Raw genomic sequence first — 18,447 nt, forward strand, 5'->3', positions numbered from 1 at the left:
GCTCGAGAGATATCAGAGCAGAATCGAGCCATGGATCTGCCGGTGATGCCCCCTGTCCTGCCGATGCTCGCCAAGTCCGTGGCGGCGATCCCCGGGGGCATGCAGTACGAGGCGAAGTGGGACGGCTTCCGGGCCATCGTGTTCCGCGACGGGGACGAGGTCGAGCTGGGCAGCCGTACCGGAAAGCCTCTGACCAGGTACTTCCCGGAGCTGGTGACGGCCGTGCGGGAGCGGCTTCCCGAGCGGTGCGTGGTGGACGGGGAGATCGTGATCGCGCGGGAGGGGCATCTGGACTTCGACGCGCTGACGGAGCGGATCCATCCGGCGGACTCGCGGGTGCGGACGCTGGCGGAGCGGACGCCGGCCTCGCTCGTCGTGTTCGACGTGCTGGCGCTGGGCGACGCGTCGCTGATGGACGCGCCGCTGACCGAGCGGCGGGAGCGGCTGACCGCCGAACTGTCCGGGGTGCGGGCGCCGGTGCATCTGGCCCCGGCGACCACCGACATCGAGGTGGCGCGGCAGTGGTTCGAGGAGTACGAGGGAGCCGGGCTCGACGGTGTCATCGCCAAGCCGCCGGCCGTGCGCTACCGGCCGGACGAGCGTGCCATGTTCAAGATCAAGCACGAGCGGACGGCGGACGTCGTGGTCGCCGGGTACCGGCTGCACAAGAGCGGCCCGGTCGTGGGTTCGCTGCTGCTCGGCCTGTACGACGACGGGGGGACCCTCCAGCACGTCGGGGTGTCCGCCGCTTTCACGATGAAGCGGCGCGCCGAGCTCGTGGCGGAGCTGGAACCGCTGCGCCTGGACGACGTGTCGGGGCATCCGTGGGCGGCGTGGTCCGAGGAGGCCGCCCATGAAAAGGCCAGGCTGCCGGGGGCGCCGAGCCGCTGGTCCGGCCGCAAGGACCTCTCGTGGGTGCCCCTCCGCCCGGACCGGGTGGCGGAGGTGGCGTACGACCACATGGAGAACGGGCAGCGCTTCCGGCACACTGCCCGTTTCCGCCGCTGGCGCCCGGACCGGACTCCCGAGAGCTGCACCTACGCACAGCTGGAGGAGCCGGTCCGCTACGACCTGGCCGAGATCCTCGGCGCCTAGCAGCGCCGACCAGCACCGGCGGCCCTCACGGCTGCATGATGACCTTCACCGCGCCGTCCTGCTTGCGCTGGAACATCTCGTACGCGTGCGGCGCCTCCGACAGCGGCACCCGGTGGGTGGCGAAGTCGTCCACGCCGAGGGGGTCTTCGTCGGTCAGGTACGGGATGATGTCGTCGGTCCAGCGGCGGACGTTGGCCTGGCCCATCCGCATCTGGATCTGCTTGTCGAACAGGGTGAGCAGCGGCAGCGGGTCCGCCATGCCGCCGTAGACGCCGGACAGCGAGATGGTTCCGCCGCGGCGTACCAGTTCGATGGCGGTGTGCAGCGCGGCGAGGCGGTCGACGCTGAACCGCTCGGCGATCGGGCCGCCCAGCTTGCGGGGCAGGATCGCGGCGGCGTTCTGCACCAGGCGCGCGGCCGCACTGCCGTGGGCCTCGGTGCCGACCGCGTCGATCACGGCGTCGGGGCCGCGGCCGTCGGTCCGGTCGCGGATCGCTTCGACGAGTTCCTTCTCGCTGTCGAAGGACCTCAGGTCGAAGGTCTCCACGCCCCGTGCCTTCGCCCGGCGCAGCCGCTCCGGGACCAGGTCCACGCCGAACACGCTCCCGGCCCCCTGTACCTGCGCGACTCGGCAGGCCATGTCGCCGATGGGCCCGAGACCGAGCACGGCGACGCTGCCGCCCTCGGGGACGTCGGCGTAGGCGACCGCCTGCCAGGCGGTGGGCAGGACGTCGGAGAGGTAGACGAAACGGTCGTCGGCCGGGCCCTCGGGGACCTTGATCGGGCCGAACTGCGCCTGCGGGACGCGCAGGTACTCGGCCTGGGCGCCCGGCACCGAGCCGTACAGGCGGGTGTAGCCGAACAGTGCGGCGCCCATGCCCTCGCCCTGTACCTGGGTGGTCTCGCACTGGGTGGGCAGGCCGGTCAGGCACATCCAGCAGTTGCCGCAGGCGATCTGGAACGGCACCACGACCCTGTCCCCCACCTGGAGGTCCGGGACGCCCGCACCGACCTCCTCGACGATGCCCATGGGTTCATGGCCGAGGATGTCGCCCGGGGTCATGAACGGGGTGAGCACCTCGTACAGGTGCAGGTCGGACCCGCACAGCCCGGTGGAGGTGATGCGGATGATCGCGTCCGTCGGCTCCTGGATCGCCGGATCGGGCACGTTCTCCACCCGGACGTCCCGCTTGCCCTGCCAGGTCACTGCCCTCATCGCCTCGCGCTCCCTCCGTCGGCGTGCGCGTCGGTCGTACGGCGCCGTCCGGGTACCCGGACCCCCCGCGCTGAACCTTGAGCCGATCGACGGACGCGGCGGAGACACCTCCTCGACGGGGACGATCGACTATGGCCATCGATGTTCAGATAAGCGCACAATCAAGACACGTCGAGGACATGGGGCGCGGTGGCGACGGTGAGCAAGAGACGAGGGGCACGCGGGCGACGCGCCACGAGCGCGGCGGCGCTGCTGATGGCAACGGTGACGGCCGCCCTGGCGGCGGGCTGCACCGCCGGGAGCGGACCGCGTGACGACGGACGGGGCGCCCCGAAGGACTCGAAACAGGGCGCGTCCGCGTCTGCGACCGGCCCCTCCGCGCTCGCCGTCAAGATCGACAACGCGGCCGCGGCCCGTCCGCACACGGGCGTCGATGCGGCGGACGTGGTCTACGCGGAGCAGGTCGAGGGTGGGCTGAGCCGGCTGATGGCGGTGTACGCGACCCGGCTGCCGGAGTCGGTGGGGCCGGTGCGCAGCGCACGCGAGTCGGACCTCGAGCTGCTGCGCCAGTTCGACCGGCCCACCCTCGCCTTCTCCGGCGCGCAGAAGAAGCTCCTGCCGCTGATCGACCAGGCGCCGCTGCGGGCGGAGACACCGGGCAACGCGGCCGACGCCTACTTCCGCGGCCCCGGCAGCGCCCCGCACAACCTCTACCTGCGGCCCGGGCGTATCGTGCCCAAGCCCCCTGGCGAGGCCGCCCTGACCACCGGTTTCCACTACGGAGCGGCACCCGAGGGCGGCACGGCGACGGACTCGCGGACCGTGCGCTACCCGGCCGCCCGGTTCACCTTCACCTGGTCGGACTCCCGCGACCGCTGGCTGATCGGCATGGACGGCGCGCCCGCGACGACGGCCGGCGGCGAGCGGATGGCGGCCGCGACGGTCGTCGTGCAGTACGTGAAGGTGCGCGAGTCCGCCTTCCGGGACTTCCTCGGCAACAACACGCCGTACGCCGAGACGGTCGGCTCGGGCAAGGCGCAGGTGCTGCGCGACGGACGGGCCTGGGACGTGAACTGGAAGCGGGAGGAGGCCACGGACGGCACCGCGTTCACCACCGGCGACGGCACGCCGGTGAACTTCGCCGAGGGGCAGGTGTGGGTGGTGTTCACCAAGGCGCCCTGACCGGCCCTCGCCCTCCGTACCGCCCCGGACGCCTCCCTCAGCGCGGCGCCACCAGGGGCTCATCGGGATTGCGGAGCCCCTCGGCCGCGTCCGCGACCCGCCGGATGAGGTCGAAGAACACGCTGCGCTCGTCGGCGGTCAGCGGGGCGAGGAACACCTGGTTCATCCGGGCGGTGCGCACGGTCAGCTTGCGATGGGTGCGCGCCCCCTCGTCCGTGGGACGCAGCAGGGAGCGGCGGCCGTCCTGGGGATCACGCACCTTGTCCAGCAGTCCGCGCCGGCTGAGCCGGCTGATCACCTCGGCGATGGTGGACCGGTCGAGCCCCACCCGCTCCCCCACCGTGCGCTGGTCCAGGCCGGGCTCGGCGACGAGCGTGTTGAGGACCGCGTACTGGGGCGAGGTGATCTCCTCGGAGACCATCGCGTTCCACAGCAGGTAGTGCGCCTGCTGAAGCCGCCGGGCCAGGTGCCCGGGGTGGGTGGTGAGGTCCGCGGCCGCCATGTGCACCCCTCGCTCGTTCGTAGGTGCACTGAACGATACTCAACACGATGTCCGCTGTCTGCCGGTTCCGCAAAGGTTGACCGGCCTATTCTCCCAGGCCTTGACGCCCTTCCGTCTCGGTGGCAGCGTGAGGGGCAGCTCGCGGAAATACTCAGTGCCCTGATTAATTTGGTCGGGTCGCTTGGAAGAGATGGGGCTTCTCGGATGGACAAGGTGGTCGCCACGGCCCTGGAGGCGGTGGCCGACGTGCCGGACGGCGCGTCGCTCGCGGTGGGCGGTTTCGGGCTGAGCGGTGTGCCGAACGCGCTGATCGAGGCGCTGTACGGGCGCGGCGTGGCCGGGTTGTCGGTGGTCTCCAACAACTGCGGGGCGATGGAGTCGGGCCTGGCGGTGCTGCTGGCCGCCGGCCGGATCGCCCGGGTCACGGGCTCCTACATCGGCGCCAACAAGGAGTTCGCCCGGCAGTACCTGGCCGGCGAGCTGGAGGTCGAACTGATCCCGCAGGGCACGCTGGCCGAGCGGCTGCGGGCCGGCGGCGCCGGGATCCCCGCGTTCTACACCCCGGCCGGCGTCGGCACCCAGATCGCCGACGGCGGACTGCCCTGGCGCTACGACGGCCAGGGCGGGGTGGCGCTCGCCTCGCCACCGAAGGAGGTCCGGGAGTTCGACGGCACCGAGTACGTGCTGGAGCGGGGCATCCGCACCGACTTCGCCCTCGTGCGGGCCGCGCGCGGCGACCGGCACGGCAACCTCGTCTTCAACAAGTCCTCCCGGAACTTCAACCCCCTGGCCGCGATGGCCGGGAAGGTCACGATCGCCGAGGTGGAGGAGCTGGTGGAGCCCGGCGGGATCGACCCGGACGCGGTGCATCTGCCGGGCATCTTCGTGCAGCGGGTGCTCGCGCTCACCCCGGAACAGGCGGCGGACAAGAAGATCGAGCAGCGGACGGTGAGGTCCTGATGGCCTGGACGCGTGAGGAGATGGCCGCGCGGGCGGCGCGGGAGCTGCGGGACGGCCAGTACGTCAACCTCGGCATCGGCCTGCCCACGCTCATCCCCAACTACCTCCCCCCGGGCGTCGAAGTGGTGCTCGAGTCGGAGAACGGCATCCTGGGCACCGGTCCCTACCCCACCGAGGACGCCGTCGACCCGGACCTGATCAACGCCGGGAAGGAGACGGTGACGGTCCTGCCCGGGGCCTCCTTCTTCGACTCGGCGCTGTCCTTCTCGATGATCCGGGGCGGGCACATCGACGTGGCCGTGCTCGGCGCCATGCAGGTGTCCGAGCGGGGCGACCTGGCCAACTGGGCCGTCCCCGGCAAGCTGATCACCGGCATCGGCGGGGCGATGGACCTGGTGCACGGCGCCCGTACGGTCGTCGTCGTCATGACCCACACCGCCAAGGACGGCTCGCCGAAACTCCTCACCGAGTGCGCCCTGCCGCTGACCGGCAAGGGCTGCGTGAACCGGATCATCACCGACCTCGGCGTCCTGGACGTCACCGACGACGGGCTCGTGCTGGTGGAGACCGCGCCGGGCGTCACCGCCGACGAGATCGCCGCCAGGACGGACGCCGCACTGACCGTGCCGGAGGGACTGAGGTGAAGGACGTCTACATCGTCGACGCCGTCCGCACGCCGGTCGGCCGCTACAACGGGGGCCTCGCGAGCGTGCGCCCGGACGACCTGGCCGCGCATGCCGTCCGCGAACTCCTGGACCGAACGCCGCGGTTGGACCCGGCCCGGGTCGAGGACGTGTACTTCGGGAACGCGAACGGGGCCGGCGAGGAGAACCGCAACGTGGGCCGGATGGCCGCGCTGCTCGCGGGGCTGCCCACGTCCGTTCCGGGCGTGACGGTCAACCGGCTCTGTGCGTCCGGCCTGGAGGCCGTGATCCAGGCGGCCCGGGCCATAGCGCTCGGCGACGCGTCCATCGCGCTGGCCGGGGGCGTCGAGTCCATGACCCGGGCGCCGTACGTGCTGCCGAAGAACGACAAGCCCTTCCCGGCCGGGCACGCCGAGCTGTACTCGACGACGCTCGGCTGGCGGATGGTCAACCCGCGGATGCAACCGCAGTGGACGATCCCGCTGGGCGAGTCGGCCGAACTCATCGCTGACAAGCACAGGATCAGCCGGGAACAGCAGGACGAGTTCGCGCTGCGCAGCCATCAGAAGGCGGCGCGGGCACACGCCGAGGGCCTCTTCGACGGTGAACTGGCGCCCGTGACGATCCCGCAGCGCAAGGGTGAGCCGGTGGTCTTCGCCGCCGACGAAAGTGTCCGGGCGGACGCCTCCCTGGCGGCGATGGCCAGGCTGAAGCCGTCGTTCCGCACGGAGGGCGGCACGGTGACGGCGGGCAACGCGTCCCCGCTGAACGACGGTGCGGCGGCGCTGCTGCTCGTCGACGAGGAGGGGTTGCGGGCGACGGGCCGCGAACCGCTGGCCCGGGTCCGCGCGACGGGTGTCTCCGCGACCGACCCGCAGTACTTCGGGCTCGCGCCCGTGGAGGCGGTGAACCGGGCGCTGGCCAAGGCCGGCAGGGGGTTCGGCGACCTGTCCGTGCTGGAGCTGAACGAGGCGTTCGCCGCGCAGGTGCTGGGGTGTGTGGCCGAGTGGCCCGAGTTCGATCCGGCGATCCTCAACCCGCAGGGGGGCGCGATCGCGCTGGGGCATCCGCTGGGTGCGTCCGGCGCCCGGCTGGCCGGGACGGTGGCTCATCAGCTGGCCCGGCGTGGCAGTGGAGTGGGTGTAGCCACGCTGTGCATCGGGGTGGGGCAGGGGCTCGCCCTCGTTCTGGAACGGTAGCCCTTCTTCCGGCTGCGGGCCGCCTGTGGCTGGTCGCGCAGTTCCCCGCGCCCCTGAGGGGCGCGATCCTCGCCCCCGTCGACGAGAACGGTACGAACCTCAGGGAATCCCATGACTCTCACTCAGCACGACATCGATCAGGAGATCGCGGCCGAGCGCGCCGCGTACGAGAAGCGGCTCGCCGACGGGGGACCCGTCGAGCACCAGCCGCGCCGCGACTACGTGCCGTACCGGTCCTCGGTGCTCCGGCACCCCAAGCAGCCGCCGGTCACCATCGACGTGAGCAAGGACCCCGAGCTGGTGGAGCTGTTCTCCCCCGCCTTCGGGGAGCGGGACATCACCGAGATCGACAACGACCTCACCCGGCAGCACGACGGCGAGCCGATCGGCGAGCGCATCACCGTCTCCGGACGGCTGCTGGACCGCGACGGCCGGCCGGTGCGCGGTCAGCTCGTGGAGATCTGGCAGGCCAACTCCGCCGGCCGCTACGCCCACCAGCGGGAGCAGCACGACGCCCCGCTCGACCCCAACTTCACCGGTGTGGGCCGCACCCTCACCGACGACGACGGCCACTACCGCTTCACCACCGTCCAGCCGGGCCCCTACCCCTGGCGCCAGCACGTCAACGCCTGGCGGCCGGCGCACATCCACTTCTCGCTGTTCGGCACGGCGTTCACCCAGCGGCTCGTGACCCAGATGTACTTCCCGAGCGACCCCCTGTTCCCCTACGACCCGATCATCCAGTCCGTGACGGACGACGCCGCCCGGCAGCGGCTGGTCGCGACATACGACCACAGCCTGTCGGTCCCGGAGTTCTCGATGGGCTACCACTGGGACATCGTGCTGGACGGCCCCCGGGCCACCTGGATCGAAGAAGGGCGCTGACCGGACATGGCGAAGATCGACAGCAGCCGGCCCGACAGCGTGCTGCCCACCCCGTCGCACACCGTCGGCCCGTTCTACGGCCACGCCCTGCCGTTCCGCGGCGGTGAGGACATCGCGCCCCTCGGGCATCCGGACACCGTCACCCTGCACGGCCACGTCACCGACGGCGCGGGCAACCCGCTGCCGGACGCCCTGATCGAGCTGTGGGGACCGGACCCCGACGGCAATCTGCCGAAGGCCGACGGCTCCATGCGGCGCGACCCGGCCTCCGGAGGCTTCCTCGGGCGCAACGGCGTGGAGTTCACGGGCTGGGGGCGCATCCAGACCGACGCGAACGGCCACTGGTACGCGCGCACGCTGCGGCCCGGCGCGCGGGGGCGCAGCGCCCCGTACCTCAGCGTGTGCGTGTTCGCGCGCGGGCTGCTCGTGCACCTGTACACCCGGATCTACCTGCCGGGCGACGCGGCGGTGCTCGCGGCCGATCCGCTGCTGTCCGGGCTGGAGGACGCTCGCCGCGACACGCTGATCGCGGCGGAGGAGGGCAACGACACGTACCGTTTCGACATCCGCCTTCAGGGCGAAGGCGAGACGGTCTTCCTGGAGTTCACGTGACAGCGCACCCCGGCGACCCCGGCCTGCTCGCCCCCGGGTGGGCCGACTCGGCGGCGGCCGCCGCCACCGGCGACGAGGCGTATCTGCGGGCGCTGCTCGACGCGGAGGCCGCGCTGACCCGCGCCCAGGCCGCCATGGGGTTCGCCCCGGCCGAGGCGGCGACGGCGGTCACCGAGGCGGCCGGTACCGGTGCCTTCGACGTACGGTCCCTCGCCGAGCGCGCCCGCGCGGGCGGCAACCCCGTCATCCCCCTGGTCGCGGATCTGACCGAGGCCGTGGGCGAGACGTACGGGCCTTACGTCCACCGGGGCGCGACCAGCCAGGACATCATGGACACGGCGACGATGCTGGTCGCCGCGCGGACCCTCGACGTGGTCCTCGCCGGCCTCGGCCGCACCGAACAGGCCCTGTCCCGGCTGGCCGCCGGGCACCGCGACACCGCGATGCCGGGGCGGACCCTCACCCAGCACGCGGTGCCGACAACCTTCGGGCTGAAGGCGGCCGGGTGGCGGTCACTGGTACTGGACGCGCGGGACCGGGTGCGGGCCGTGCGGGAGTCGCTGCCCGCCCAACTCGGCGGCGCGGCGGGAACGCTGGCGGCCTTCGGGGCGTACGGCGCGAGCGATCCGGCCGGGCTGCCGGAGGCCTACGCCCGGGAACTCGGCCTGCGGGCACCCGGCCTGCCCTGGCACACCCTGCGGACACCGGTCGCCGACCTCGCCGGGTGTCTCGCCTTCACGGCGGGCGCGCTCGGCAAGCTCGCCGTGGACGTCCTCACCCTGTCGCGCACCGAGATCGCCGAGGTCGCGGAGGGCAGCGGCGGGGGTTCGTCCGCCATGCCGCACAAGTCCAACCCCGTACGGTCCACTCTGATCGCCTCCGCCGCGCGCCGGGCACCCCAGCTCGCGGCGACGCTGTACGGGGCGATGGCCGCGGAGGACGAACGCCCGGCGGGGGCCTGGCACGCCGAGTGGGAGCCGCTGCGGGATCTGCTGCGGCTGACCGGCGGTGCCGCCCGGGACGCCGCCGAACTGACCGAAGGGCTGCGGGTCAGGCCCGAGGCCATGCGCGAACACCTGGACCTCAACCACGGGTTGATCGTCTCCGAGCGGCTGTCCGCCGGACTGACCCCGGTGCTGGGCCGCGCCCGCGCCAAGGAGCTCCTCACACGATTGGCCTCCGAGGGGCAACCGCCCGCCGAGGCACCCGAGTTGGCCGGGATGGATCTCGATCCGGCCCATTACACCGGCTCCGCCGGAGTCCTCACCGACCGTGCTCTGGAGCGACGTTGACACTTCTGAACCACCATGCGGAAGGGCCCGCCTCCGCTCCCCCGCTGCTGCTCGGCCCCTCCCTCGGCACGTCGTACGCCCTGTGGGACGGCGTGGCGCCCGAGCTGTCGATCACCCACCGGGTGGTGCGCTGGGACCTGCCGGGGCACGGCGGTTCGGCGGCCGGTCTCGTCCGGGCGGGCGCGAGCGTCGGCGACCTCGCCGGGCAGGTGCTGGCGCTCGCCGACTCGCTCGGCATCGAACGGTTCGCCTACGCGGGTGTGTCGCTGGGCGGGGCCGTGGGGCTGCATCTCGCGGTGCACCATCCCGAGCGCCTGACGTCGCTCGCCGCGATCTGCTCGTCGGCCCACTTCAACGGGTCCGGGCCGTGGGAGGAGCGGGCCGCGCTGGTACGGCGGGAGGGGCTGGCCGCGCTTGCGGACAACGCCGGCGCGCGCTGGTTCGCCGGCGACTTCACCGTGCCGCGCCTGGTCCGGGACCACCGGGAAGCCGACCCGGAGGCGTACGCCGCCTGCTGTGACGCGCTCGCCGCGTTCGACCTGCGCGACCGGCTGCCGGAGATCGCCGTGCCGACCCTGCTGGTCGCCGGCCGCGAGGATCCCGCGACGCCGCCCGCGCATCTGCGGGAGATCGCCGACGCCGTGCCGGGCGCGACGCTCGTGGAGCTGCCGGGCGCCTCGCACCTGGCGCCCGCCCAGTGCCCGGAGGCGGTGCTGACCGCCCTGCGCGCCCACTTCGGCCGGGGCGCCCACCTGGGCATGGCCGTACGGCGCGAGGTGCTCGGCGACCAGCACGTCGACCGGGCGCAGGCCCGCCAGACCCCGTTCACGGCCCGCTTCCAGGACTTCATCTCGCGCTACGCGTGGGGCGAGATCTGGACCGACCCGACGCTGTCCCGCCGTGAGCGCAGCATGATCACCCTCACCGCGCTCGTCGCGCACGGCCACTACGACGAGCTGGCCATGCATGTCCGCGCGGCCCGCCGCAACGGCCTCACCCCGGAGGAGATCGGCGCGGTGCTGCTGCAGACGGCCGTGTACTGCGGGGTGCCGGCGGCGAACTCGGCGTTCGCGACGGCCCAGCGGGTGCTGGCGGAAGAGGAGGGCACCTCGTGAGCGCCGGAGGGCGACCCCGCGGGTCATGAGCCCGGGCCGGGTCTCGCCACACCTGCCCGCCTCGCCGCTCCGGCCGTGGAGACCCGCCGCTCCGCGTCCGCCCTACGCCGGGCCGACACCGGCCCTGAGCGCGGCACGTGCCCGGTCCGCCAGTCCGTCGGCCCCGCACGAGACCGCCAGGTCCAGGCCGCGGCGCAGGTCGGCCGCCGAGCGGGCGGCGATGCCGAACTCGATCCGGGCCGCCGCGTGTTCGTACTGGCAGGGCGAGGCCTCCAGGTAGGTGACGGCCTGGCCGTAGAGCCGGACCGCCCGCTGGCCCGTCTCCAGGTCGGCGGCGCAGCGCAGGGCTTCCCCTATCGCCGTGTCCGTGCCGAAGCGCTCGGCCTGGCGGCGTACGTCGACGGCGAGCCGCGCGGCACGGGCGGGGTCCTCGGTGCGCAGGGCCCGGGCGAGGTCGGCCGCCCAGGGGACGAGCACGGGGTTGTGGTGCCCGCGGGCCGCAGCCGCCTTCTCCGCGGCCTCCAGTTCGTTGATGCCGTCCTTGGTGCGGCCGACGGCCAGCAGCAGCCGGCCGCGCACCGAGCGCGGATCGGGCAGGACGATGGTGGACGGGTAGGGCGGGGCGAAGCCGTGCCGTTCGGCGACGTCCCAGGCCTGCTCGACCCGGCCGCGGGCGAGCAGGGTGTCGACGAGGCTGCAGGTCGCGGACCAGTACAGGGGCAGGCCGCGGCCGACGCGTTCGGCCAGGCGCAGTGCCTCGCGCAGGGACGCCTCGGCCTCCTTCAGACGGCCTCGCCTGCGGTGGCCGATGCCGACGTAGGCGTGGGCCAGGGCGAGGTGGCCGCCGCTCCAGCCCGCCGTCTCGTAGGCGCGCAGGGCTTCGTTGTAGAGGGTCTCGGCGCGGTCGAGGCGGTCGGTGAAGCCGTAGGCGTTGGCCAGCATCAGCAGCAGCTCGATGCCCCACTCGGTGTCGGTCCAGCCGAGCCCGGGCGCGAGGCGGCCGTTGACGAGGGCGCGGTCGCACAGCTCGGCGACCTCCTCGGCGTTCTCGCCGTGCATCAGGGCGTCGAAGCCGCGCAGGATGAGCAGGGCGCGTTCGGAGTTGTCCCGGCCGGTGCAGGGGCGGGCGAGGTCGGCGAGCCGCTGGGAGCGGCCGGGTGAGGCCGCCTCACCGGCGTGCAGCCCCTCCCACATGAACTGCGCGGCCTGCAGCCGCATCCGCTCGGGGCCCGGTTGGAGCCGGGCGGCCTCCGCTTCGACCGTGCGGACGGCTTCCTCCAGCTGGTCGTTGTGGAGCAGCGCCTGGGAGAGCCGGAAGACGGCGTCGACCCGCTGGCCGCCGTGCAGGCCGGGCATGCCGAGCGCGGTGCGCAGATGGCCGATGGTTCGGGCGGGCGCGGTGAGGAAGGTGGCCTCGGCCAGTTCGTACAGCACCTGCGGGTGCGACTCGGGCCGGGGCGGTTCCTCCAGGGCCCGTTCCAGGCAGCGGCGGGCCGCGTCGGGGGCTCCGACGGCGAGGTGCTCGCGGGCGGCCTCGCGCAGTTGCGTGACGAGTTCCTCGTCGTCGTCCGGGTGGACTTCCAGGAGGTGGCGGGCGGCCGCCGCGGCGCCGTGTCCCTCGTCGGAGACGATCCGCGCGGCGATGCCGTGCATGGCGGTGCGCAGGGCGTCGGGGATGGAGTTGTAGACGGCGGTGGCGATCAGCGGGTGGACGAATTCGAGGTCGCCGTCGGCGCTGCGGCCGGTCGCGGGGTCGGGCTCGGTGAGGATCCGGGCGGTACGCAGCAGTTCGGCGCAGCGGCGGGCGTCGTCCGGTCGCAGGGTGGCGAGCTTGGCGACCAGGTCGATGGAGATGCTGGTGCCGAGGATGGCGGCGGCCCAGGCGAACCTGGTGGCGTCGATGCCCAGTTCCTCCAGGCGGGCGACGAGGCCGCCGCCGCGGGCCGAGCGGTTCAGTTCGCGCAGTTCACCGGCCCGGGCCTCGACCGGTTCGAGCTCGCTGTCCTGCACTCGGGCGAGGAGTTCCACGGCCTCGTAGGGGTTGCCCGCGGTGACGGCCCAGACCTCGCGGCAGAACGCGGCGTCGGCGTGTTCCCCGAGGGTGGCGCGGGTGAGTCCGGCCGTCGCGTCCGGGGTGAGGGCACTCAGGGTCGTGGCGGGCCCGTGTGCGGCGGCGGCGACGGTGTCGAGGTGGCGGGCGCTCGCGCCGGAGACCTCTTCGGGGCGGCGCGTGACGACGACCAGGACGGACATCTCGTCGAGGCGCTCGGCGAGTCCCGCGAGGAAGTGCAGGGTCTCCTGGTCCGCCCAGTGGGCGTCGTCGATCAGCAGCACCAGCGGCCAGTCGCGGCGGGAGAGCCGGCGCACGGCCGCGACCAGGCCGTCGCACACGCCCTGCGGGTCGGCCTGCCGGTCGCCGGGCTCCGCGATGCCGAGGGCGGGGCCGGCGATGTCGTACCAGTCGCCGAGGTACTCGCGGGCCTCCTCCGGCAGCATCGACACCAGCGCCGGCTGCAACAGCTGCCGTACCACGTTGAAGGGGACCGACCTGAGGGTCTCGCCGCCGCGCGCCGACCAGACCGTGCAGCCGCGGGCCTCGGCGATGCGGCGGGTTTCGGCCAGCAGGGCGGTCTTGCCGAGTCCGGCCTCGCCGCGGAAGACCAGCAATCCGCCGGACGAGGAACGGTCCGCGCACAGGCTGTCGACCGCCCGCTCGACCGCGGCGACCTCCTCATCGCGCTCCCACAGGGAAGCCGAGGCGGCGGCCGTGGGCCGTACCTCCGTCATCCCGCTACCTCCCCAAGTCGCCCGAACGACGTACAGACATCGAGCGTAGCCGTCCGATTGCCTGAGTGGAGGGTGGTCGGGGCACCTCTTGCCGTGACGGGTGACACCGGGTGCGGCCGGGCGACGCACTTGTCCCGTCACCAGCCACTCTCGGGTCAACGGCTCGCAAACGCAAGGGATGTGACGTTCATTCAGCAACGAGGGAACACCCGGCGCGGCCGGCGGGCGCTGGTCGCGGGGTCGGTGGGCAATCTCATCGAGTGGTACGAGTTCGGCGTCTACGGCTACTTCGCGACGATCATCGCGGCGCGGTTCTTCACGCCGGAGGGCGGCAGCGCGGCCGAGGCTCTGGTCAAGACGTACGCGTCCTTCGCCCTCGCCTTCTTCTTCCGTCCCGTCGGGGCGGCGCTTTTCGGCCGTCTGGGCGACCGCGCCGGGCGGCGCCCGGTGCTGGTCCTGGTGATCGTGCTGATGACGGTGGCGACGACGCTGATCGGCGTGCTGCCGACCTATGCACAGGCAGGTGCTCTCGCGCCCTGGCTGCTGACCTTCCTGCGGATGGTCCAAGGCCTCTCGGCGGGTGGGGAGTTCGGCGGGGCGGTGTCGATGATGACGGAGTTCGCTCCGCCGGGCCGGCGCGGTCTGTACGGGGCGTGGCAGTCGTTCACCGTGGCGCTGGGTCTGCTGGCCGGGGCGGGGACGGCGGCGCTGCTCGCCACCGTGCTGTCGGAGGAGCAGCTGGGCGCGTGGGGATGGCGGCTGCCGTTTCTGCTCACCCTGCCACTGGGGGTGGGGGCGTTGTGGCTGAGGCTGCGGCTGGACGAGACGCCGGTGTTCGTGGCGGAGCGGTCGAAGGAGACTCCTCCCCCGCGCGAGGTGGCCTGGGCCGTCGTGCTGGGTGCGGGCCGGATCATGGGCTGGGCCGCGGCGGGTTACACGTTCCTCGTGGTGCTGCCGTCGTATCTGCAGAGCTCACTGGGCGCGACGTTCCAGCAGGCGCTGGTGGCGACCGTACTGGCCAATCTGGGTTTCGCGACGACGATCCTGCCGGCGGGGCTGCTCAGCGACCGGCTCGGGCGGCGTGCGGTGATGGTGACAGGCGCGGTGCTGGTGGCGGTCCTCGCGGTGCCGCTGCTCAACCTGCTGCAGGACCCCGGCGTTTCGGACCCGGTGAAGGGTGTCGCCGTGTGCGGTGCGGGTGCGGTGGTGGGCCTGATGGCCGGGCCGGGGCCCGCGATGCTGTCGGAGATGTTCCCCACCGGGGTGCGGTACACGGGCCTGGGACTCGCCTACGCGCTGTCCAATGCGGTGTTCTCGGGGTGTGCCGGGCTCATCATCACGGAGACGGTCGAGCGGACGGGGAGCGTGGACGTGCCCGCGTACTATGCGGCCGCAGCGTGCGCGGTGAGCGTACCGGCGCTTCTCATGAGGCCGCCCGCGCGGAGTGCCGGGGTGGCGAAGACATCGGTGGAGAGGGCTGGTTGAACGGATGCGGGTGATCGGTCCGGTGAGACGGACGCGGGTGATCGGATGCGGGTGATCGGTCTCATGTCCGGCACGTCGTACGACGCGATCGACGCGGCGGCGGCCGAGCTGGACCTCGTCGGCGACAGCCTGGTGCTGAAGCCGCTCGGCCTGGTGAGCGATCCGTACGACGGGGCACTGCGCGAGGCGCTGTCCGCCGCGCTGCCGCCGGGTACCACGACACCGGGCGAGGTGTGCCGGCTGGACACCCGGATCGGACAGGCCTTCGCGGCGACCGCGGTCCGGGCCGACCGCGAACTGTGCGAAGGGCGGGCCGAGCTGGTGGCCTCGCACGGCCAGACCGTTCACCACTGGGTCGCCGGAGGTCAGGTCCACGGCACGCTCCAGCTCGGGCAGCCGGCCTGGATCGCCGAGGCGACCGGGCTGCCCGTGGTCGCCGACTTCCGGCCGCGTGACATCGCCGCCGGCGGGCAGGGCGCGCCCCTCGTCAGCCTGATCGACCTGCTGTGGCTGCGCGGGCGGCAGGGTCGCCCCGTCGCGCTCAACATCGGCGGGATCGCCAACCTCACCGCGCCCGACGGGACGGCCTTCGACACCGGGCCGGGCTGTGTGCTGGTCGACGAGGCGGCCCGGGGGTTCAGCGGCGGAGCGCTCGCCTGTGACACGGACGGTCTGCTGGCCGCGCGGGGCCGCGTGCACGGGCCGTTGCTGAACCGGTTGCTGGAGGAGCCCTACTACGCGCTGCCCGCGCCGAAGACGACGGGCAGGGAGCTGTTCCACCTCGGTCATCTGCGGGACGCGCTGGCCGGGTTCGGGACGCTGCCCGCCGAGGACGTCGTCGCCACGCTCACGATGCTCACGGCCCGGACCGTGGCGGACGCGGTGCGGTCGGTGCACGCGACAGAGGTGATCGCGTCGGGCGGCGGGACCCGCAACCCCGTGCTGATGTCGATGCTCGGGGACCTGCTGCGGGGGGTGGTCCTGCGGACCTCCGACGACCTCGGCCTGCCGTCGGACGCCAAGGAGGCGTACGCCTTCGCCGTGCTGGGGTTCCTGACCCTGCACGGACTGCCGGGCACGGAACCGGCGAGCACGGGGGCCCGGCACCCCAGTGTGCTGGGGTCGGTGACCCCCGGCCGGGTCGGGCTGCGGCTTCCGCCACGGGCGGCCCGGCGGCCGAGGCGGCTGCTGCTGGAATAGCCGGTTCCGACTCCTCTCATGCCTCTTTCACCGACGCCTCATACGGTGGGGGCATGACGCAGGAGACTCCTCCCGGGTGGTACGCCGATCCCGGACAGACAAGTGACGGGCCCGCCACCGAGCGCTGGTGGGACGGCCGGGCCTGGACGGACCGCATCCGTCCGGCGCAGCCGCCCGCGACCTGGGGTCCCCCGACCGGTCCGGCGTCCGCCGGACCCGCACCCTCGGACCGGACGCCCCCCGAAGGCACGTCGACGGCACCGGCCGCCCCGCGGGGAGCCGGAGAACCGGCCGACGCCGGGTCGCCGGCTGCCGCCGAGGCACCGGGAACCCCCGGGCCGCCCAGCGACGCCGCACAGCCCGCAGCCGAACATCCGGCAGGCGTCCAAGCCCCGGGGACCACCGGACAGCCCGGCGGCGTTCCCGCGCAGCCCACGACCGGGCAGCCGGCCGGGGCGTGGAGCGTGGGGTCCGTCGGACATCCAGGTGCTGCCGGGCAGCCGGGGGCCGGCGGACAGCCCGTCGGCGGCGCCTACCCGGCGGCTGCCGGGTTCCCCGCCTACCCCTCCTATCCGGCCGTGCCTCCGGGCGGCAAAGGGCGGCGGCTGCGGATAGGTGCCGCCGTCGCCGCTGCCGCAGTCGTCCTCACCTGCATCGGCGTGGGCGTCTACGCGTTGACGGACAACGGCGGCGGGGGCGGTTCGCCCACCTCGCAGGGGCCCGGCGGGCCGGGCGCACCCGGTGGCCAGGGCGGGCCGGGCGGATCCGGTGGCCAGGGCGGGCCGGGCGGATCCGGTGGCTCGGGCGGGTCCGGCGGCGACGGTGGGTCCGGTGGGCAGAGTCCGCGGCCCGAGCAGTCCCAGCCGCCGAAGATCAGGAGCGGGTCGGTGACCGATGCGGTCAGCGGCATCAGTCTGCCGATCCCGAAGGGCTGGTACGGCCAGCAGGCCCAGGCCGGCGCCCAGGTGACCTCCGACGAGTCCTACAAGTGCCCCGGCGACACCTCCTCGACCTGCACGAAGGGCGGCGCCTACTCGGCACCGGCCCTGCTGCTCGGCAGCAAGGGCGCCACCGCCGAGGAGATCGCGAAGGCGGACATCGCGAAGAACGCCGAGGAGTCGTACGGCGGCAAGTCCTACGGCGGGATCACCTCCCACGACGTGCTGGACTCCAAGGCCGTGACCGTGGCCGGGCAGCAGGGCTACCTGGTCCGTTGGAAGGCCGTCACGAGCAAGGGCGCCGACGGCATCGTGGAGTCGCTCGTGTTCCCCTCCCCCGCGAACGCGAAGCAGATGGTGGTCGTACGGTTCGGCGTCGACGCGGACCAGAAGGAGACCGTGCTCGACGACATCACCAAGGGCATCAAGGTGTCGACGGGCAGCGGCAACGGCCAGGGCGTCTGACGCCCGGCGCCCCGTACACCGGTCGGCCGGGTGGGGCGCCCCCGCCGCTCACAGGGGCACCCCACCCGGCCGGGGGGTGCGCGCCGCCCCCGTCCCCACGGGTCGGCGCGGTCGGGCCGCCGTCCGGTCATCCGGCGGACGGCGGCCCGGGCTTCAGCTCAGGCCCAGGGCCGGCAGCACGGCGGCCTCCACGAACCGGACCAGGTAGTCCGGGTCCGCGTACTGGCCCTCCAGGACGGGCCGGATGCGCAGGACGCCGAACATCTGCGCCGGGATGTACTCCAGCGCCGGGTGGTCGGCGGGCACCTCCCCCCGTTCGACCCCGCGCCGGATGATCTCCTTCAGCGCGGCGATCTCCGGTTCCACCAGCGCCTCGCGCAGGGCGCGCTGCAGCTCCGGGTCCTGAGGGGCCGCGTGAACGAGCGCCTGGAGGAGCTTGGTGTCCCGGCCCGACAGCTCTCCCGCCGCCCGGGCCGCCTCGCGCAGGTCGTCCGCGAGCGAGCCGGTGTCGATGCAGCGCGTCCGCCGGTGCGAGCGCAGCGCCGCCGCCACGAGCTGTGGCTTGGTCTTCCACTGGCGGTAGAGCGTGGACTTGCTGCACCGGGTGCTGGCGGCGATCCCCTCCATGGTCACGGAGTCGTAGCCGCACTCACGGAGCTGCTCCAGCACGGCGTCGTAGAACTCCTGCTCACGCTCGGGCGTGATCTTGGAGCGGCGCGTGGCACCGAGCGGCTCGGGCCGGTCCGCAGCCTGCGACGTCATGGGCGGGGCTCCTGGCTTTCCTCGGGCGGACGGAAAATTCCCGGCCGGCGGTGTGTCCTACGTCTATCGATACGCCAGTGTACCGGTACGCAGCCGTATCGGTACACT

Annotated in this window: 16 protein-coding genes; 12 read left to right on the top strand and 4 right to left on the bottom strand. The window is 73.3% G+C overall.

Annotation, left to right across the window (positions count from 1 at the left end; genetic code table 11):
• Nucleotides 1-30: 30 nt before the first annotated feature.
• Nucleotides 31-1,095 carry an ATP-dependent DNA ligase gene (locus ABTX60_RS10150; RefSeq protein ID WP_352096628.1) on the top strand — a complete coding sequence of 355 codons (1,065 nt, stop codon included), beginning with the start codon at nucleotides 31-33 and terminating at the stop codon, nucleotides 1,093-1,095.
• 25 nt (nucleotides 1,096-1,120) lie between these two features.
• Here the strand turns inward: ABTX60_RS10150 and ABTX60_RS10155 are convergent, their stop codons facing one another.
• Nucleotides 1,121-2,311 (bottom strand): zinc-dependent alcohol dehydrogenase, encoded by a 1,191-nt coding sequence (locus ABTX60_RS10155; protein WP_352096629.1) that lies wholly within the window; start codon nucleotides 2,309-2,311, stop codon nucleotides 1,121-1,123.
• A 255-nt stretch (nucleotides 2,312-2,566) separates the two neighbouring features.
• On the opposite strand from ABTX60_RS10155, the gene ABTX60_RS10160 reads away from it, so the two are divergent.
• On the top strand, nucleotides 2,567-3,493 hold the full coding sequence (locus ABTX60_RS10160) for a DUF3048 domain-containing protein (RefSeq protein WP_352096783.1): 927 nt from the start codon (nucleotides 2,567-2,569) through the stop codon (nucleotides 3,491-3,493).
• A gap of 37 nt (nucleotides 3,494-3,530) precedes the next feature.
• Here ABTX60_RS10160 and ABTX60_RS10165 read toward each other — a convergent pair whose 3' ends face one another.
• On the bottom strand, nucleotides 3,531-3,995 hold the full coding sequence (locus tag ABTX60_RS10165) for a MarR family winged helix-turn-helix transcriptional regulator (RefSeq protein WP_352096630.1): 465 nt from the start codon (nucleotides 3,993-3,995) through the stop codon (nucleotides 3,531-3,533).
• A gap of 204 nt (nucleotides 3,996-4,199) precedes the next feature.
• Between ABTX60_RS10165 and ABTX60_RS10170 the strand changes: the two genes are divergently transcribed.
• From ABTX60_RS10170 to pcaDC, 7 genes are all read left to right on the top strand, one after another.
• Complete coding sequence (locus ABTX60_RS10170; RefSeq protein ID WP_352096631.1) at nucleotides 4,200-4,955, top strand: CoA transferase subunit A; 756 nt, start codon at nucleotides 4,200-4,202, stop codon at nucleotides 4,953-4,955.
• Nucleotides 4,955-5,599, top strand: coding sequence for a CoA transferase subunit B (locus tag ABTX60_RS10175; RefSeq protein WP_352096632.1), 645 nt, complete (start codon nucleotides 4,955-4,957; stop codon nucleotides 5,597-5,599). The genes ABTX60_RS10170 and ABTX60_RS10175 overlap by 1 nt, the downstream gene beginning before the upstream one ends.
• Nucleotides 5,596-6,798 carry a thiolase family protein gene (locus tag ABTX60_RS10180; RefSeq protein ID WP_352096633.1) on the top strand — a complete coding sequence of 401 codons (1,203 nt, stop codon included), beginning with the start codon at nucleotides 5,596-5,598 and terminating at the stop codon, nucleotides 6,796-6,798. Before ABTX60_RS10175 ends, ABTX60_RS10180 begins: the two co-directional genes overlap by 4 nt.
• Before the next feature lie 111 nt (nucleotides 6,799-6,909).
• Entirely contained in the window at nucleotides 6,910-7,683 is a 774-nt protein-coding gene (gene pcaH / locus ABTX60_RS10185) for a protocatechuate 3,4-dioxygenase subunit beta (RefSeq protein WP_352096634.1), read from the top strand.
• Between the two features lie 6 nt (nucleotides 7,684-7,689).
• Nucleotides 7,690-8,295 carry a protocatechuate 3,4-dioxygenase subunit alpha gene (gene pcaG, locus ABTX60_RS10190; RefSeq protein WP_352096635.1) on the top strand — a complete coding sequence of 202 codons (606 nt, stop codon included), beginning with the start codon at nucleotides 7,690-7,692 and terminating at the stop codon, nucleotides 8,293-8,295.
• Nucleotides 8,292-9,587, top strand: a complete 1,296-nt coding sequence (gene pcaB, locus ABTX60_RS10195; protein WP_352096636.1) for a 3-carboxy-cis,cis-muconate cycloisomerase — start codon at nucleotides 8,292-8,294, stop codon at nucleotides 9,585-9,587. The genes pcaG and pcaB overlap by 4 nt, the downstream gene beginning before the upstream one ends.
• A complete protein-coding gene (pcaDC, locus tag ABTX60_RS10200; RefSeq protein ID WP_352096637.1) occupies nucleotides 9,584-10,702 on the top strand; it encodes a bifunctional 3-oxoadipate enol-lactonase/4-carboxymuconolactone decarboxylase PcaDC in 1,119 nt (372 codons plus the stop codon). Before pcaB ends, pcaDC begins: the two co-directional genes overlap by 4 nt.
• 102 nt (nucleotides 10,703-10,804) lie before the next feature.
• On the opposite strand, the gene ABTX60_RS10205 is transcribed toward pcaDC, so the two are convergent.
• A complete protein-coding gene (locus tag ABTX60_RS10205) occupies nucleotides 10,805-13,489 on the bottom strand; it encodes an ATP-binding protein (protein WP_352096638.1) in 2,685 nt (894 codons plus the stop codon).
• Nucleotides 13,490-13,669: 180 nt separating this feature from the next.
• On the opposite strand from ABTX60_RS10205, the gene ABTX60_RS10210 reads away from it, so the two are divergent.
• From ABTX60_RS10210 to ABTX60_RS10220, 3 genes are read left to right on the top strand one after another with little or no spacing between them, the layout of a single operon-like run.
• The gene (locus tag ABTX60_RS10210) at nucleotides 13,670-14,974 is read left to right on the top strand and encodes an MFS transporter (RefSeq protein ID WP_352096639.1); all 1,305 of its coding nucleotides are present in this window, start codon (nucleotides 13,670-13,672) and stop codon (nucleotides 14,972-14,974) included.
• Nucleotides 14,975-15,019: 45 nt separating this feature from the next.
• Nucleotides 15,020-16,174, top strand: coding sequence for an anhydro-N-acetylmuramic acid kinase (locus ABTX60_RS10215; RefSeq protein ID WP_352096640.1), 1,155 nt, complete (start codon nucleotides 15,020-15,022; stop codon nucleotides 16,172-16,174).
• Between the two features lie 53 nt (nucleotides 16,175-16,227).
• The gene (locus ABTX60_RS10220; RefSeq protein ID WP_352096641.1) at nucleotides 16,228-17,577 is read left to right on the top strand and encodes a DUF2510 domain-containing protein; all 1,350 of its coding nucleotides are present in this window, start codon (nucleotides 16,228-16,230) and stop codon (nucleotides 17,575-17,577) included.
• 153 nt (nucleotides 17,578-17,730) lie between these two features.
• On the opposite strand, the gene ABTX60_RS10225 is transcribed toward ABTX60_RS10220, so the two are convergent.
• Nucleotides 17,731-18,339: a TetR/AcrR family transcriptional regulator gene (locus ABTX60_RS10225; protein WP_352096642.1), complete on the bottom strand. Its 609-nt coding sequence runs from the start codon at nucleotides 18,337-18,339 to the stop codon at nucleotides 17,731-17,733.
• Nucleotides 18,340-18,447 lie beyond the last annotated feature (108 nt).

It is taken from the genome of Streptomyces sp. NPDC126510, assembly GCF_040302345.1.
In the GTDB taxonomy this organism is placed as follows: Bacteria; Actinomycetota; Actinomycetes; order Streptomycetales; family Streptomycetaceae; genus Streptomyces.